Annotated in this window: 16 protein-coding genes; 9 read left to right on the forward strand and 7 right to left on the reverse strand. The window is 69.9% G+C overall.

Annotation, left to right across the window (positions count from 1 at the left end; all coding sequences use genetic code 11):
* Nucleotides 1-66 precede the first annotated feature (66 nt).
* Nucleotides 67-1,254: an amino acid deaminase/aldolase gene (locus FHX82_RS01510; protein WP_145935044.1), complete on the forward strand. Its 1,188-nt coding sequence runs from the start codon at nt 67-69 to the stop codon at nt 1,252-1,254.
* A 31-nt stretch (nt 1,255-1,285) separates the two neighbouring features.
* Here FHX82_RS01510 and FHX82_RS01515 read toward each other — a convergent pair whose 3' ends face one another.
* A complete protein-coding gene (locus FHX82_RS01515) occupies nt 1,286-1,906 on the reverse strand; it encodes a TetR/AcrR family transcriptional regulator (protein ID WP_145935043.1) in 621 nt (206 codons plus the stop codon).
* A 123-nt stretch (nt 1,907-2,029) separates the two neighbouring features.
* Between FHX82_RS01515 and FHX82_RS01520 the strand changes: the two genes are divergently transcribed.
* Nucleotides 2,030-3,298, forward strand: a complete 1,269-nt coding sequence (locus FHX82_RS01520) for a GH1 family beta-glucosidase (protein ID WP_145935042.1) — start codon at nt 2,030-2,032, stop codon at nt 3,296-3,298.
* Complete coding sequence (locus FHX82_RS01525) at nt 3,295-4,542, forward strand: MFS transporter (protein ID WP_145935041.1); 1,248 nt, start codon at nt 3,295-3,297, stop codon at nt 4,540-4,542. The genes FHX82_RS01520 and FHX82_RS01525 overlap by 4 nt, the downstream gene beginning before the upstream one ends.
* 206 nt (nt 4,543-4,748) lie before the next feature.
* On the opposite strand, the gene FHX82_RS01530 is transcribed toward FHX82_RS01525, so the two are convergent.
* Nucleotides 4,749-5,156: a hypothetical protein gene (locus FHX82_RS01530; protein WP_145935040.1), complete on the reverse strand. Its 408-nt coding sequence runs from the start codon at nt 5,154-5,156 to the stop codon at nt 4,749-4,751.
* Nucleotides 5,157-5,163: 7 nt separating this feature from the next.
* Nucleotides 5,164-5,487: a hypothetical protein gene (locus tag FHX82_RS36500; protein WP_145935059.1), complete on the reverse strand. Its 324-nt coding sequence runs from the start codon at nt 5,485-5,487 to the stop codon at nt 5,164-5,166.
* Between the two features lie 286 nt (nt 5,488-5,773).
* Between FHX82_RS36500 and FHX82_RS01540 the strand changes: the two genes are divergently transcribed.
* Nucleotides 5,774-7,156 (forward strand): helix-turn-helix transcriptional regulator, encoded by a 1,383-nt coding sequence (locus FHX82_RS01540; RefSeq protein WP_145935039.1) that lies wholly within the window; start codon nt 5,774-5,776, stop codon nt 7,154-7,156.
* A gap of 25 nt (nt 7,157-7,181) precedes the next feature.
* Nucleotides 7,182-8,084, forward strand: coding sequence for a phosphotransferase enzyme family protein (locus tag FHX82_RS01545; protein ID WP_145935038.1), 903 nt, complete (start codon nt 7,182-7,184; stop codon nt 8,082-8,084).
* 144 nt (nt 8,085-8,228) lie between these two features.
* On the opposite strand, the gene FHX82_RS01550 is transcribed toward FHX82_RS01545, so the two are convergent.
* The 4 genes from FHX82_RS01550 to FHX82_RS01565 all read right to left on the reverse strand — a co-directional run bounded on the left by FHX82_RS01550 (nt 8,229) and on the right by FHX82_RS01565 (nt 11,094).
* Entirely contained in the window at nt 8,229-9,248 is a 1,020-nt protein-coding gene (locus tag FHX82_RS01550) for a CopD family protein (protein WP_145935037.1), read from the reverse strand.
* On the reverse strand, nt 9,245-9,778 hold the full coding sequence (locus tag FHX82_RS01555) for a copper resistance CopC family protein (protein WP_145935036.1): 534 nt from the start codon (nt 9,776-9,778) through the stop codon (nt 9,245-9,247). The genes FHX82_RS01550 and FHX82_RS01555 overlap by 4 nt, the downstream gene beginning before the upstream one ends.
* Complete coding sequence (locus FHX82_RS01560) at nt 9,778-10,503, reverse strand: YcnI family copper-binding membrane protein (RefSeq protein ID WP_145935035.1); 726 nt, start codon at nt 10,501-10,503, stop codon at nt 9,778-9,780. The genes FHX82_RS01555 and FHX82_RS01560 overlap by 1 nt, the downstream gene beginning before the upstream one ends.
* 69 nt (nt 10,504-10,572) lie before the next feature.
* Nucleotides 10,573-11,094 (reverse strand): hypothetical protein, encoded by a 522-nt coding sequence (locus tag FHX82_RS01565; protein WP_145935034.1) that lies wholly within the window; start codon nt 11,092-11,094, stop codon nt 10,573-10,575.
* A gap of 256 nt (nt 11,095-11,350) precedes the next feature.
* Between FHX82_RS01565 and FHX82_RS01570 the strand changes: the two genes are divergently transcribed.
* Genes FHX82_RS01570 through FHX82_RS01585 form a run of 4 tightly spaced genes read left to right on the forward strand, consistent with a single transcriptional unit; the run spans nt 11,351 to nt 14,904 of the window.
* Entirely contained in the window at nt 11,351-11,998 is a 648-nt protein-coding gene (locus tag FHX82_RS01570) for an ABC transporter permease (RefSeq protein ID WP_145935033.1), read from the forward strand.
* The gene (locus tag FHX82_RS01575) at nt 11,985-13,172 is read left to right on the forward strand and encodes a betaine/proline/choline family ABC transporter ATP-binding protein (RefSeq protein WP_229880778.1); all 1,188 of its coding nucleotides are present in this window, start codon (nt 11,985-11,987) and stop codon (nt 13,170-13,172) included. Before FHX82_RS01570 ends, FHX82_RS01575 begins: the two co-directional genes overlap by 14 nt.
* Nucleotides 13,169-13,945, forward strand: coding sequence for an ABC transporter permease (locus FHX82_RS01580; protein WP_145935032.1), 777 nt, complete (start codon nt 13,169-13,171; stop codon nt 13,943-13,945). The genes FHX82_RS01575 and FHX82_RS01580 overlap by 4 nt, the downstream gene beginning before the upstream one ends.
* Nucleotides 13,942-14,904, forward strand: coding sequence for a glycine betaine ABC transporter substrate-binding protein (locus FHX82_RS01585; protein ID WP_145935031.1), 963 nt, complete (start codon nt 13,942-13,944; stop codon nt 14,902-14,904). Before FHX82_RS01580 ends, FHX82_RS01585 begins: the two co-directional genes overlap by 4 nt.
* Nucleotides 14,905-14,907 lie beyond the last annotated feature (3 nt).

A 14,907-nucleotide genomic window follows, 5' to 3' on the forward strand; every position in this document is an offset into this window, starting at 1 on the left:
CGAAGTGGGGAAAACTTAAGTGAAAGAAATTCGCTTTTCAAGTCCTGCTGTCGTACCGTAACTTGCATGACCTCGCCGGACGCGGCTATCTACGACCAGGCCACGAAGGACCTCGACCCGCCCTTCGCGGTCATCGATCTCGCCGCGTTCGACGACAATGCCGACGATCTCGTCCGCCGCGCGAACGGCACGCCCATCCGACTGGTGAGCAAGTCCGTCCGCTGCCGCTACCTGCTGGAACGCGCCCTCGCGAAGCCCGGGTTCGCCGGGCTGATGTGCTACTCCCTCGCCGAAGCGCTGTGGCACGTCGAGCAGGGCACCAGTGACGACATCCTGGTCGCGTACCCGACTGTCGACCACGGTGCGCTGCGCCGGCTCGTCGCCGACGACCGTGCCCGCGAGATCGTCACGATCATGGTCGACTCGGTCGAGCACCTCGACGTCGTCGACGCCGCGGTCGGGCACGCGCACGGTGACGTGCGGGTCTGCCTGGAGCTGGACGCGTCGTGGCGGCCGCTCGGCCTGGTGCACGTCGGCACCCGCCGGTCGCCGGTGTTCACCGTGCGCCAAGCCGCCGAACTCGCGCGGAAAGTCGTGACTCGCAAGGGTTTCCGGCTCGTCGGGCTGATGGCCTACGAGGGGCAGATCGCCGGGTTCCCCGACGCGACCGGCTCGCGGACCGACAGCGCGGTGCGGTGGATGCAGCGGAAGTCGGCACGCGAGCTCGCGCGCCGCCGGGCGGCGACGGTGCGGGCCGTGCGCGCGGTGGCGGACCTGGAGTTCGTGAACGGCGGCGGATCGGGCAGCCTCGAAACGACCGGCGCGGAACGCGTCGTGACCGAGGTGGCCGCGGGCTCCGGACTGATCGGCTCGACCCTTTTCGACAGCTACACGCGGTTCCGGCCGCGGCCCGCCGCGCTCTTCGCGCTGCCAGTTGTCCACAAGCCGACGAACAACATCGCCACGCTGTTCTCGGGCGGTTACATCGCGTCGGGACCGCCCTCGGCGTCCCGGCAGCCGTCGCCGTACCTGCCCTCCGGGCTGAAGCTCCTGTCGCTCGAAGGAGCGGGCGAGGTGCAGACGCCCGTACGCGGAAAAGCGGCCCGTGACCTGCGGCTGGGCGATCGGGTGTGGCTCCGGCACGCCAAGGCGGGGGAGCTCGCGGAGCGGTTCACGCACTACCACGTGGTGGTGGACGGCCGGGTGGAGCGGACCGTGCCCACCTACCGTGGGGAACACCAGAACTTCGGGTAGTGACCGGAGCAGTTGTCCACAGGGGTGTGGACTACTCGCCGAGCCGGTCGGCGAGGTACAGCTTGATCACGTGCTTGGTCTCGTCGACGATCTCCTGGTCGCCCTGTGGGTCGCGCGCGAAGGCGAACTTCAGCAGCGCGTCCGCCATCTCGATCGCCACCGCGACCGCGAGGGCCAGCCGGTCGCCGGGCGTCTCGATGTAGTTGCGCACCAGCTCGGTCAGCGAGTCCGCGATGACCTTGTTGTTGTCGCGGCTGTCGTCGAGCAGCTGCCGGTCGACCACGTCGCCGAAGTGCACCTTGGCGAAGCCCGGCACGGCGCGGTGCATGTCGAGGTAGATGTCCAGGATCGAGTCGACCACGTCCCACCAGTGCGACGGGTCCTCGCGGGCGAGGCGTTCGCTGACCGCGACCATGAACCGGTCGAGGTTGCGCTGGGTCAGCGCCTGCACCACGGCGCGTTTGTCCGGGAAGAACTGGTAGAGCGAACCGACCGCGACCCCGGCCCGTTTCGCGATCAGCGTGGTGGTGAGGGCGTCGTAGCCGACCTCGTCGATCAGCTGGGCGCTGGCGTCCAGCATCTGCTCGACCCGTTTCGCGCTGCGCTGCTGCACGGGCTGCCTGCGCAGTGGGGTCGCCTGGGTGTCCGCCACGGTTCGCTCCTCCTGGTGCTCTGAACTGCGACTTTAGCGTGCTGAAACGCTTCCCCCCGGTCGAGGGAACGGGCTATCGTATGAGAAGTTTTCACGTTTGCTCGGCGAAGGGGTCGCGCGGCAGTGGAAGACCTGATCTTTCCGGCGGAGTTCCTCTGGGGCGTGTCCACCTCAGCGTTCCAGATCGAGGGGGCTCCGCGCGAGGACGGGCGTGGACCGTCCATTTGGGACGATTTCGGCGAGGTGCCCGCCGGCGCCGCGACCGACCACTACCACCGCTACCTCGACGACATCGCGTTGATGGCTGACCTGGGCGTCGGCGCCTACCGGATGTCCTTCGCCTGGCCGCGGATCCAGCCCGGTGGTTCGGGGAAAATCAACCCCCGTGGTCTGGACTTCTACGACCGGCTGCTCGACGGGGTGTGCGCGGTCGGCATCGCGCCGGTCGGCACGCTCTACCACTGGGACCTGCCGCTCGAACTGGAGGAAGCGGGCGGCTGGCTGAACCGGGACACCGCGCTGCGGTTCGCCGAGTACGCCGCGGTCGTGGGCGAAGCCTTCGCCGATCGGGTGAAGATGTGGATTCCGCTCAACGAGCCGATGGTCACGACCGTCTACGGCTATGCGATCGGTGAATACGCGCCCGGTCGCACACTGCTGCTCGACGCGTTGCCGACCGCCCACCACCAGAACCTGGCCCACGGTCTCGCCGCGCGGGCACTGCGCGAGGTGGGGGCGACGAACATCGGCACGGCCAACCACCACTCGCCCGTGTGGCCCGCGAGCGACGGCGAAGCCGATCGGGCGGCCGCCTGCTGGCTGGACGCGCTGCTCAACGGCCTGTTCGCCGATCCCGTGCTGCTCGGGCGGTATCCGGACGAGATGCTGCCGTTCCTGCCCGCGGACGCCGTCGACGACCTGCCGGTGATCGCGCAGCCGCTCGACTTCTACGGGGTCAACTACTACGAGCCGCAGGGGGCCGCGGCCCCGAGCGAGGGCAACCCGCTGCCGTTCGAACTACGCCCGATCGAGGGTTTTCCGCGCACGACGAACGACTCGCCGATCGTGCCCGACGGGCTGCGGGAGTTGCTCGTCAGCTTCGCCGAGCGCTACGACCTGCCGCCGGTGTACATCACCGAGAACGGCTGCAGCTTCGACGGGATCTGCGACCGGCAGCGGATCGACTTCCTGGCACGGCACCTCGCGGCGCTGCGGTCGGCGATGGACGCGGGGGTCGACGTGCGCGGGTTCTTCGTGTGGTCGTTGCTCGACAACTTCGAGTGGTCGAAGGGTTACGCTCCCCGTTTCGGCCTGGTGCACGTGGACTACCGCACGCAGCGCCGCACACCGAAGGACTCCTTCGCCTGGTACCGGGAACTGGTGAGCCGATGACCGACACGGACCTGCCCGCGGCGCTCGCCGAACCGGTCACGCGGGTGCGCCCGGGCTGGACGAGCCTGCTGTTCCTCGCGAACATCGGCCTCTGGCTGGGGATCTACGCGCCGATCCAGGTCCTGCTGCCGGAGCAGGCCGAGCTGCTGGACGCGGCGGACAAGGAGCTGGTGTTCGGCATCGTCACGGGGGTCGGCGCGGTGGTCTCGCTGTTCGCGAACCCCCTGGTCGGGCTGGCGTCGGACCGCACCCGTTCACGGTTCGGCCGCCGTCACCCGTGGACGCTGCTCGGTGCGCTGGTCGGCGCCGCGGGTCTGGTGGTGCTGGCGCTCGCGGCCAACGTGTTCGTGATGACGGTCGGCTGGTGCGTCGTGCAGGCGGGGCTGAACGGGATGCTGGCGACGCTGACGTCGGCGGTGCCGGACCGGGTGCCGGTGGAGCAACGCGCGCAGATCGGCGGCCTGGTCGGGATCAGCCAGATGCTGGGCACGGTCCTCGGTGCGGTGCTGGTGACGGTGCTGGTCACGAGCCTGCCGGGCGGGTACGTCGCGTGTGCGGGTCTGGTGGTGCTGGGCGCGGCGGTGTTCGTGCTGCGGACGCCGGACCTCGCGCTGCCCCGTGGCTGGCGACCAGCACACGGCTGGCGCGAGGTGCTGGCCGAGCTGTGGGTCTCGCCGCGTGCGCATCCGGATTTCGCGTGGGCCTGGAGTTGTCACTTCCTGATCAACCTCGGCAACGCGCTCGGCACGTTCTTCCTGCTGTTCTTCCTCAAGGACGCCGTGCACTACCCGGATCCGGACACCGGCCTGCTGATCATGATGGGCCTGTACGGCGCAGCTCTGGTGGTGGGCGGCCTGACGGTGGGCTGGCTGTCGGACCGCAGCGGCCGGCGTAAGCCGTACGTGTGGCTTTCGGTGCTGGTGATGGCCGCCGCGGCGTTCACGCTGACTATCTGGCAGACCTGGCCGGCCGCACTCGCCGCGTCCCCACTGCTGGGCGTGGGCTTCGGCGCGTACTGGGCGGTGGCGCTGGCGATCCTCACCCAGGTGCTCCCGGCCGCGCAGGACCGCGCCAAGGACCTGGGGGTCATCAACATCGCGAACCTGCTGCCGCAGGTCATCGCCCCCCTGCTGGCCACGGTGATCCTGTCGAACCTGGGCGGCTACCCGGCGCTCTTCGCAGCAGCCGGAGTGGCAACGCTGGCCGCGGGCGCCGCGGTGGCGAGGGTCAAGAGCGTGAAGTGACGGGTTTTGCGACTGAGCAAGTGGAACCGCGGGCCGGTGCCGGTCGGGGGAGGGGAGTGCAACGGCACCGGCCCGCGGAGTTCTAGGGGGTCACCGCAAGTGCGATCTGCAAATTCGCACCGGGCGACCATGATGATCAACATAGCGGCGGAGGGGACTGTCCGCCAGGGGTCTTGAGCTAGTTTTTACGATTAATCGACGAACGGTCAGTGCGCTGCGACCTGCGGTATAAGCGCGTGACGGCCCGTCGTCTCGACCTGGGTGGGCTTGGGGGCGCGGCTCTGGTTCGGCACCGTCGCGCGGGTCCGGCGCGAGGAGCGGCGCAGGTCCTGCTGCGGGGCGAGGCCGCCGGCGACCAGGTGCTCGTGCGCCACCTGCCACACCGAGCACGGCGCCTTGCAGCGGTGCCAGCGGGTCGAGCAGGTGGGGCAGTCGCCGCGCTCGTCGGGCTCGTGCGCCGACAGCATGGCGCGCCAGCCTTCGGTCAGGCGGGGCAGCTCCGAACGGGCCACCGAGACGAGTGAGTCCGTGTCCGCGCGGGTGGCGAGGTCGGCGAGCATGTCGAGGCGCTCCCACACCGCGTTGCGGAGCACCTGCCCAAGAATCTGGTCCACTTCAGAACTACCTTTCCGTCAGCTTCGCAGCTTCGTTGAGCGCCGCCCGCAGCTGGCCGAGCTGGCCCGCCGTCAGTCGCGCTGTCTCTCCCGGTGGCCCCACCAGCACCACCTGGTCGTCCTGGACGAGCACGGTCACACAACGCTCCCGGTTGATCATGTCGCCGCACTGCACGCGCCACACCAGCTGACCGCTCTCGTACCGGCGCACCTGCGCCGCACGGGGGTCCGTCACGGCCGGCACCGCGGAGCGGGGCACCGTCCGCACCGGCCCGTGGTGGTGAGCCTGGGCGGCCGCACGTGCTGCCGGGATCGAGTCCATGAACTCCACCACGTCAACTCCGCTCTGTCGATCTCGGGTCTGTCGTGTCTTCCGTCGCTCTGTGTGATCGCGGGGTGTGCCCGCTCGCTCACGGAGAACTGAGAACTAGATTGCGATGAACCGGACCCGAAGAGAAGCCGAACCGGCAGCACAGCGGCGACCGGCTCGGGGTACACGGTGAACGGTCAGGAGAGTTCGGCCGGGCTGATCAGACTCGGCAAACAGCGTTTCGCAGGGTTGAATGAGAATGCCTACGCTGCGAATCGACGCCCGAGGTGAACGGTGAGGGGGCGCAATGGACGCCAGTAGCGCTGCGGAGGCCCGGCAGGGCCACCCGATCAGCTCTGATGTCTGGGAGAAGCGCGAGATGCGGGAAGCGCTGGCCGCACGAGAGATCAGTGCGGTCTACCGCAACCTCCGCAAGGAGGGCATCTCCCAGCGCCAGATCGCCGCACTCACCGGCCAGTCACAGTCCGAGGTCTCGGAGATCCTCAAGGGACGGCAGGTCATGGCCTATGACGTGCTCGCCAGGATCGCGGACGGCTTGGGCGTCCCCCGTGGATACATGGGCCTCGCCTACGACGAGGCCACCGAGATTCAGGTCGTCGGCGCGGCCGACGAGCAGCAGGCTGAGGAGGACGAGTCCGTGAAACGGCGGAACTTCCTCGCGCATGCCGCCCAGGTCACGATGGGGGCGGCGGTCTTCGGATCGTCCCCGCAGGCATGGGGGGCTTCTCCCGCGAGGACGCCGGCACCGGGGCACATCGGGATGACCGACGTGCGCCAGGTGGAGGCAGCGACGAGAGCGCTGCGGGCACTCGATTACCAGTACGGCGGCGGTTTCTGCCGCGACGCGGTGGTGGCGCAGCTGTCGTGGGGGCAGCAGATGCTGGACTCCTCCGCGACCACCCCGGTCAAGTCCAGGCTCTTCGTGGCGCTGGCGGACCTGCACAGCCTGGCGGGCTGGACGTCGTTCGACACCGGCCTGATGGACTCCGCGCGCGGCCACTTCGCGAACGCGCTGGAGCTGGCCAAGCAGGGCGACAACAACCCGCTGGTGGCGAACATCCTGTACCGGATGGGCCGCGTCTACCTGCACCAGGACGCCCCCAACGACGCGCTGAAACTGTTCCAGCTGGGCCAGATCGCGGCGCAGGAGTCCGGTTCGGAGCTGGCCATCTCCGTGCTCGCCGCCAACCAGGCGTGGGCCTACGCGATGATGGAGAACGAGGACCAGGCGCTCAAGCTGCTGGGGCTGGCCAAGGACGAGTTCGCGCGGGCGAACCTCGCCGAGGCCGAGGACTGGGTCAAGTTCTTCAACGAGACCGACGTGTACGCGATGATCGGCACCGTCCACACGGTGCTCGCGCGCAACGTGGACCTCAAGCACACGACGTATGCGATACCGGCGCTGACCAGGGCCGTCGACGCCTACGGCGAGGACATGCAGCGCAGCAAGACCTTCAACCTGAGCGCGTTGGCCACGAACCACCTGCTCGAAGGCGACATCGACCACGGTGCCCGGGTTGGGCGAGCCGCGCTCGAAGCGGCCGAGGGCCTGAAATCGGCCCGCGTGAAGGACCGGATGAAACCCCTCAGGGAAGAGGCGGAGAAGCGTAAGAACAACCCGGACGCGCGGGATCTCGCCGAGCGTCTCGGCACCTTCTTCGCCGCCTGAGCCTGCCGCGAAAGGTGGGTGCACCATGCCTGCCGCGACTCTCGATGGCCGTTTCACCAGGGAAAAGCTCGCCGAGGCGCTGACCGCGGCCGCCGGGCTGCTCGGGCTCGACCCGCGCGGCGCCCGGCTGCTGCGGTTCACCAACAACGCCGTCTACCGGCTGGCGAGCGCGCCCGTCGTGCTGCGCATCGTCGGGTCGCGCAAGCTACGCCACCGCGCGGACCGCGTGGTGGCCGTGGCCCGGCACTTCGAGCGGCACGGCGTGCCGGCGATCCGGTTGCTGCCGGGCGTCGAGCAGCCGATCCACGTCGGTGAGCACGTCGTCACGGCGTGGGAGTACGTCCGGCCGACCGGTCGTCGCGCCACCGCGAAGGACCTGGCGCGGCTGCTGCGGCGCGTGCACGAGCTGCCCGTGCCCGACGGCGTCGGCGAGTGGGACCCCCTCGCGGACGTGCGGGCGCGGGTGGCCGACGCCGAGGAGCTCGACGCGGGCGACCGGCGGTTCCTGCTGCGGCGCTGCGCCGAGGTGCAGGCCGCGCTGCGCGAGCTGGAGTTCCCGCTGCCCAGAGGTCTGATCCACGGCGACGCGCATCCCGGCAACGTGATCGTGGGCCCGGACGGGCCGGTGCTGTGCGACTTCGACTCGTCCTGCGCCGGTCCGCCGGAGTGGGACCTGACGCCGCTCGCGGTCGGGCGTGAGCGGTTCGCCGACCCCGCGGGCAGGTACCGGATGCTCGCCGACAGCTACGGCTTCGACGTGACGGCCTGGGACGGTTTCCCGGTGCTGCGGGCCGCGCGGGAGCTGAAGCTGACCACCAGCGTGCTGCCGATCCTGCGCAGTCACCCACAGGTGCGAGACGAGCTGCGCCGCCGCCTGACGGACCTGCGGGACGGCGGCAGCGATGGCCCATGGGTGCGTTACCGCTGACCACGGAACGACGGCGTTCGCCGACGACAGGTGTCCGCTCGTCGTTTCCCGGATGCACGTGCATCCGGTCACAAATTCGGCTCGGCTAGTCACCCCGAACGGTCCAGTCGCTACTCCCGTGTTGCAAGTTGCGACTACCCGGTGTTAGGAGACCGGCGCGCGCGTCAGGACGACGGCGAAACCGAAGGCCAGACCCATCACGGTGAGTTCCAGGCTCGCCCACACGGCGAGCGCGGTCCGCTCGTGCTTGGAGATGCGCGGCATCAGCCGCCAGCGCACGTTCGCGCCGAGCACGCCGATGGCCGCCACGCACAGCACCTTCAGCAGCACCAGCCGACCGTAGGGGGTGGTGAACAGCGCGGACCAGAACCCGATCGTGGGGTTGAGCGCGATCTCGATGACCGCGTTGAACACGCCGGTGACCACCGACAGCGCCAGGCACAGCGTCGCGAGCTTGGAGAACCGGGGCAGCGCGTGCGCCAGCAGCGTCCGGTTACCGACGAGCAGCACCGCCATCGCACCAAGCCCGCCCGTCCACGCGACGGCGCTCAGAACGTGCAGCTCCATCGAGACCATCGTGTAGTCGTGGTAGTTCCAGTTGGACGCGTGACCGGTGACGGGCAGCGGCAGCAGCGCGAACAGGCCGAGCCCCACGCGCACCTCGGCGGGCACCTTCTCGCCGTGCCGCAACGCGAGCACGCCGAGCCCGGCGTGGGCCAGCGCGAGGACGGCGACGACGAGCAGCGCCTTGCCCGCGCCGATCTGCGCGACGTAGGCCCCGATGTCGGCGAACGACACGGTGGACGCCTGGGGGCGGAACTCCGCGGTCTGCAGGACGAGGGTCACCAGCGCCGCGGCGGCCCACACCAGTGCGCTCGCCACCGCGGCCGGCCGGGCCAGCGCGAGCACCGGTTCGGTGAGCTTCGGCCGGTCGTAGCCGACCAGCACCGACAGCAGGCCGAGCCCGACGGTGGTCACGGCCGCGAGGTCGAGCAGCACCCGCACGACCGGGATCGCGACCGAGACCACCTCGCTGACGTCCGCCACCCCCGGCACCGGGGTCGTGGCGGTCAGCGCGACGCCGACCAGCACACCGGCCAGCGCCGCGACGACCGTGGCGGCGAGGGTGGAGTAACGCGGCGAGGCGGTCTCGGTCTTGCTCACTCGGTCTTCTCCCGGCCCGTCCGCAAGGCCAGCGTCAGCCCGATCGCCAGCAGGACGACCGCGCCGAGGACCCACACCCACACCGGAACGCCACCGCCCGAGGAGTTCCCGGAGTCGGCGGCGACGCCCTTCGCCGCCCCGGCCGTGGCCGGGGTGCCGTTGCCCGCCTTGGTGAGGGTGAACGAGTACTCACCCTCCACCGGGTGCCCGTCCGCGGACAGGATCCGATAGCCGACCGTGTAGGTCCCGGCGGGGCCGAGCGGTCGCACCGGTGCGCTGATCTTGTTGCTCTCGATGTCGACCGTGCCCTCGGCCCACTGCGACTTGTCCGGTCCGAGGACGGAGACCTGGTTGATGTCCCCGCCCTGGATCGGCGCGTCGAAGGTGAGTGTGATGCGGGCCGGACCGGTGTCGAGCCGGGCGTCCTTCGCCGGATCGGTCGAGATCAGCACGTTGTGGGCGAGCGCCGGGGTGGCGGTGGCGAGCAGAGCCGCCACCGCCACGCCCAGCACGGTCAGGACCTTGCGCATCACTTGGCCGCCCTGCGGCCGCGCAGCACCGCGCCCGCTCCGGCGCCGAGGCCCAGCGCGCCGACGACGAGCCCGGCGCCGCCGAGCCACCGCGCGGTGTCGTCGGTCGAGTCGGTGCTCGCGGTGCCCCCGCCGGTGGACATGCTCGCGTGCTCGTCCGAGCCGCTGCTCGCGGCGGCCAGCTGCACGGTGGGCGCGGGGTGCTCGGGCTCGGTGTCGCCGGTCTGCACCTGGTCCCAGTTCACGACCTGGCCGTCGTCGTAGGTCTGGATCGCGGGCAGCACCAGCTCGTCCACGTTGGACGGCAGGGTGGACGCGGTGATTTCGAACTCCTGCAGCTCGGTGTCGCCCTTGGCGATGCCGCCGCCGGGCTGCGCGGTGAACACGATCTTCGTGACGGGGTCGGTCACGTCGAGGTTCTTCCCGTTCTTGACGGGGCTGGGCAGCGTGGTCTTGGTGACCTCCGCGGTCCAGCCGGGCACCGGCTTGTACCGCACGGAGCTGATCGCGTACTCCGGCTTGAAGTCGATCTCGACCTTGACGGTGCCGGCGTTCTCCTCCTCGTTGGGCACGCGGAAGACGATGGCGGCGTTGCCGCCCTTCTGCGGCTGGCTGCCGTAGATGTTGGCGGTGACGTGGGCGGACGCGACGCCCGCTCCGAGGAGTCCGGCCGCCCCGAAGGTGGCGGCCAGCACGGTCGCGCGCAGGGCGCGGTTGTTCGACATGGGGTTTCTGCTCCTGAACAGGGGAAAGTGGACCGGACGGCTGAGGCGCCCGGCTGGGGAGTCGTCGGTTCAGGAGAAGGCCGGGGGACCGCGCCGCCCGTGTACCCGGCGAAGGAGCACCGAAACGAGTGACGTGGCCGGGTCGGTGCTGGGCAGGACGGGCGCGGGAGCGGCGGCGACCGGCGCGGGCCGCCACACCACGGGCAGCAGCAGCCACAGCCGCGCGACCGCGACCCGGATCATCGCTTCCGCGTGCCAGAGCAGCCCGGCGGTGAGCGCGGTCGCGACCCCATGCGCCAGGAACATCCCGGCCGCCGGGGCGGCGTGCCCCATCAGCTCGGTGAGCACGAGGTGCATGGCGAGCTGCGCCGTGCCGAGGACGGCGAACACGCCGAGCGGGCCGCGGGTCCGCTCCGCGAGGGCAGCGCCCGTCCAGCCGACCAGCGCGGTGAGCAGGAGGGTGAGCGCGGTGTCGGGCAGGCCACCGTCGGCGAGGGCGTGCGCGGTGATCCCGAGCCCGGCGGAGCAGAGGGCGAGCAGCGCGCCACGAACGGCGCGTGACGCACCGTGACTTCGTGGCCGCCTGTTCACCGCCCCAGCGTAGGAGACCGGACACCCGGCCCGGCAGGGCGTCTCGTGTGGTGAACACGACGTTCACGAGAAACCCGAAAATATGTGTACAAACGTTGTCTTCCCTGGTCAGGTGCCATCCAGTTGGGTGATCTCCACCCTCCGCCGCCCGGGCGAAAGTTGCTGATCACGAAAGAATGCGGAACGGTGGCTACGCCGAGTACCGGCTTCTTCGTTCATCCGAACGAGTGATCCGACCGGAGGGAGGCCGCCCCGCGTGAACCTGTTCGACTACATCGCGGATCGGTGGAGCAGGCTGTCGCTGCAGGCGTGGTTGCACGTCAGCGAAGTCGTGCAGGCCACCGTCATCGCCGCGGTGATCGGTGTGCTCATCGGCGTCGCGGTGTACCGCAGCCCCATCGGCTCGGCACTCGCCACCGCGCTGGCCAGCACGATCCTCACGATCCCGTCCTTCGCGCTGATCGGCCTGCTCATCCCGATCGTGGGCCTCGGCGTCGCGCCGAGCGTCATCCCGCTCGTGGTCTACGCCCTGCTGCCGATCGTGCGGAACACGATCGTCGGGCTGTCCGGCGTCGATCCCGCGATCACGGACGCCGCCCGCGGCATCGGGATGAACCGGCTGCGCGTGCTCACCCGCGTCGAGCTGCGGCTGGCCTGGCCCGCGATCCTCGCCGGGATGCGGGTCGCGACCCAGATGCTGATGGGCATCGCGGTGATCGCCGCCTACGCGAAGGGGCCCGGCCTCGGTTCCGAGGTGTTCTCCGGGCTCACCCGCGCGGGCAGCGCGAACGCGACGAACCAGGCGCTCACCGGCACCATCGGGGTGGTCGTCCTCGCGCTGATCCTCGACGGCATCTACGTCCTCATCGCCCGTTTCACCGTTCCGAGGGGTGTCCGTGTCTGAAACGATCGCAACTGCATCCGCCACCGCGGCCGACGGCGCCGTCTCCGGCGTCGAGATCCAGCTGGAGCACGTGACGAAGCGGTACCCGGGCACGCGGCAGCCCGCGGTCGAGGACGTCACGATGACGATCCCCGCCGGGAAGATCGTCATCCTGGTCGGCCCGTCGGGCTGCGGCAAGACCACCACGATGCGGATGATCAACCGGCTGATCGAGCCGACGTCGGGGAAGATCACCATCGGCGGCGAGGACGCGTTGAAGATCGACCCGGACCGCTTGCGCCGCAAGGTCGGCTACGCGATCCAGCAGGCCGGGCTGTTCCCGCACTTCACCGTCGCGCAGAACATCGCCGTCGTGCCGGGGCTGCTGGGCTGGAACAAGAAGAAGGTCGCCGCGCGCGTCGAGGAGATGCTCGACCTCGTCGGCCTGGACCCGGAGCAGTTCCACGACCGCTACCCGCGCCAGCTGTCCGGTGGGCAGCAGCAGCGCGTCGGCGTGGCACGGGCGCTCGCCGCCGACCCGCCGGTGCTGCTGATGGACGAACCGTTCGGCGCGGTCGACCCGATCACCCGCGGCAACCTGCAGGACGAGCTGCTGCGCCTGCAGTCCGAACTGCACAAGACGATCGTGTTCGTGACGCACGACTTCGACGAGGCCGTCAAGCTCGGCGACAAGATCGCGGTGCTCGGCCCCCAGTCGTCGATCCTGCAGTACGACACGCCGGACGCGATCCTCGCCAACCCGGCCGACGACACGGTGGCGGGCTTCGTCGGCGCCGGCGCCTCGCTGAAGCAGCTGACGCTGCAGCGGGTCCGCGACGTCGAGCTCAGTCAGAAGACCGTCACCGCGTCGGCGGACGACACGGTCGAGGCGGTGCGGCAGAAGCTCGCCGAGCGCAAGGCGAACTACGCGCTGATCCTCGACGCGCGGCGGCGCCCGGTCCGCTGGGTGCACGCCCGCGAGCTGCGGTCGGCCTCGTCGCTGGCCGGGCTGGGCAAGCCGCTCACCGACTCGGTCAGCCTCCAGTCGACCCTGCAGGACGCGCTCGAGGCGATGCTCGTCGAGGGCGGTGGCGTCCCGGTCACCGGTCAGCGTGGCGAGTTCGCCGGGATGATCGAGATGGACACGGTGATGGCGACCATCCAGCGACTGCGGGAGGAGCACACCGAGTCATGACGACCACGGTAGAAAGCGGTTTCTCCACCCGTTCCGGTTCACGCCGGGCCGAACGCGGCCGGTTCATCGCACAGCCCGTCGCGGTCGTCCTCATCGTCGGGGCCGTGCTGATCTGGGCGCTCACGCGCGACAACGACGCGATCGAGGCCGAGAACCTCAACATCAGCACGCTGCTGTCCGACACCTGGGCGCACCTGCTGATCACCATCGCGGTCGCGGTGATCGTCGTGCTGGTCGCGGTGCCGCTGGGCATGCTGCTCACCCGCCGGTGGGCGCGCCGCGTCGCACCGGTGTTCCTGACCATCGCGAACATCGGCCAGGCCGCGCCCGCGCTCGGCATGATCGTGCTGTTCTTCCTCTGGACCAGCTGGGAAGGCTTCTGGTGCGCGGTGCTGCCGCTCGCCTTCTACTCACTGCTCCCGGTGCTGCGCAACACGATCGTGGGTATCGAAGCGGTCGACCCGGCGCTCACCGACGCCGGCCGCGGCATCGGGATGTCGGGCGCCGGGGTGCTGTGGCGGATCGAGATGCCGCTCGCGGTGCCGCTGATCCTGGCCGGCCTGCGGACGTCGCTCGTGCTGGCCGTCGGTACCGCGACGCTCGCGTTCTTCGTCAACGGCGGCGGGCTCGGCGAGCTGATCGACACGGGGTACAAGCTCAACCGCGTGCCCGTGCTCATCACCGGCGCCGTGCTCGCGGTCGGCCTGGCACTGCTCGTCGACTGGGTCGGCGCGGTGCTCGAACAGGTTTTCGGACCGAGGGGGCTCAAGTGAAGCACCGGTTGAAGGCACTGCTCGGCACCGTCCTGCTGGCCTCGTCGCTGACCGCCTGCGGGCTGAACGTCAACGCGGCGCTGCCCTACGACGTGCAGCCCGGCTCGATCCGGCCCGTGCCCAGCCTCGAGGGAATGACGGTGACGGTCGGGTCGAAGGACTTCACCGAGAACATCATCCTCGGGTACATGGCGGAGCTCGCGTTGTCGGCGGCCGGGGCGCACGTCATCGACCTGACCAACATCAGCGGCTCGAACAGCGCCCGGCAGGCGCTGCTCAACGGGCAGATCGACCTGTCGTGGGAGTACACCGGCACCGGCTGGATCTCCTACCAGGGCAACACCGAGCCGATCCCGGACGAGCAGCGCCAGTACGACGCGGTGAAGGCGGCCGACGAGAAGCAGTACGGCATCACCTGGCTGGACTACTCGCCGCTGAACGACACCTACGCGTTCGGCGTCCGCGAGTCCTACGCCGCCGAGCACAACCTCAAGACCAATTCGGACATGACGGCGTTCCTGAAGGAACACCCGGACCAGGCCGTGTTCTGCGTCGAGACGGAGTTCGCGAGCAGGCAGGACGGGATGCCCGGCGTGGAGAAGACGTACGGCTTCTCGCCGACGCAGCTCAAGACCTTCGGCACCGGCGCGATCTACACGGCGGTCGCGAACAACACCTGCAACTTCGGCGAGATCTTCACGACCGACGGCCGCATCGCCGGGCTGAACCTGCGCGTGCTGGACGACGACAAGAAGTTCTTCCCGCAGTACAACGCGGCGGTCACGCTCAAGCAGTCGTTCCTGCAGGCGCACCCGGCGCTCGCCGACGTGCTCGTGCCGGTCGGCAAGGCGATGGACAACAAGCAGATGGTCGAGCTGTGCAAGGAGGTCGACGTCGACGGCCGCGACGCCGGTGAGGTCGCCCGCGACTGGATGGTGTCGAAGGGCTTCATCAAGTAGTGC

This window comes from Amycolatopsis bartoniae (genome assembly GCF_014191255.1).
Classification (GTDB): Bacteria; Actinomycetota; Actinomycetes; order Mycobacteriales; family Pseudonocardiaceae; genus Amycolatopsis_E; species Amycolatopsis_E bartoniae.

Coding starts and splice junctions, on each gene's coding strand:
- FHX82_RS01580 (WP_145935032.1), top strand. CDS start 13,169: ATGACGACCACGGTAGAAAGCGGTTTCTCCACCCGTTCCGGTTCACGC.
- FHX82_RS01540 (WP_145935039.1), top strand. CDS start 5,774: ATGGACGCCAGTAGCGCTGCGGAGGCCCGGCAGGGCCACCCGATCAGC.
- FHX82_RS01545 (WP_145935038.1), top strand. CDS start 7,182: ATGCCTGCCGCGACTCTCGATGGCCGTTTCACCAGGGAAAAGCTCGCC.
- FHX82_RS01510 (WP_145935044.1), top strand. CDS start 67: ATGACCTCGCCGGACGCGGCTATCTACGACCAGGCCACGAAGGACCTC.
- FHX82_RS01525 (WP_145935041.1), top strand. CDS start 3,295: ATGACCGACACGGACCTGCCCGCGGCGCTCGCCGAACCGGTCACGCGG.
- FHX82_RS01560 (WP_145935035.1), bottom strand. CDS start 10,503: ATGTCGAACAACCGCGCCCTGCGCGCGACCGTGCTGGCCGCCACCTTC.
- FHX82_RS01555 (WP_145935036.1), bottom strand. CDS start 9,778: ATGCGCAAGGTCCTGACCGTGCTGGGCGTGGCGGTGGCGGCTCTGCTC.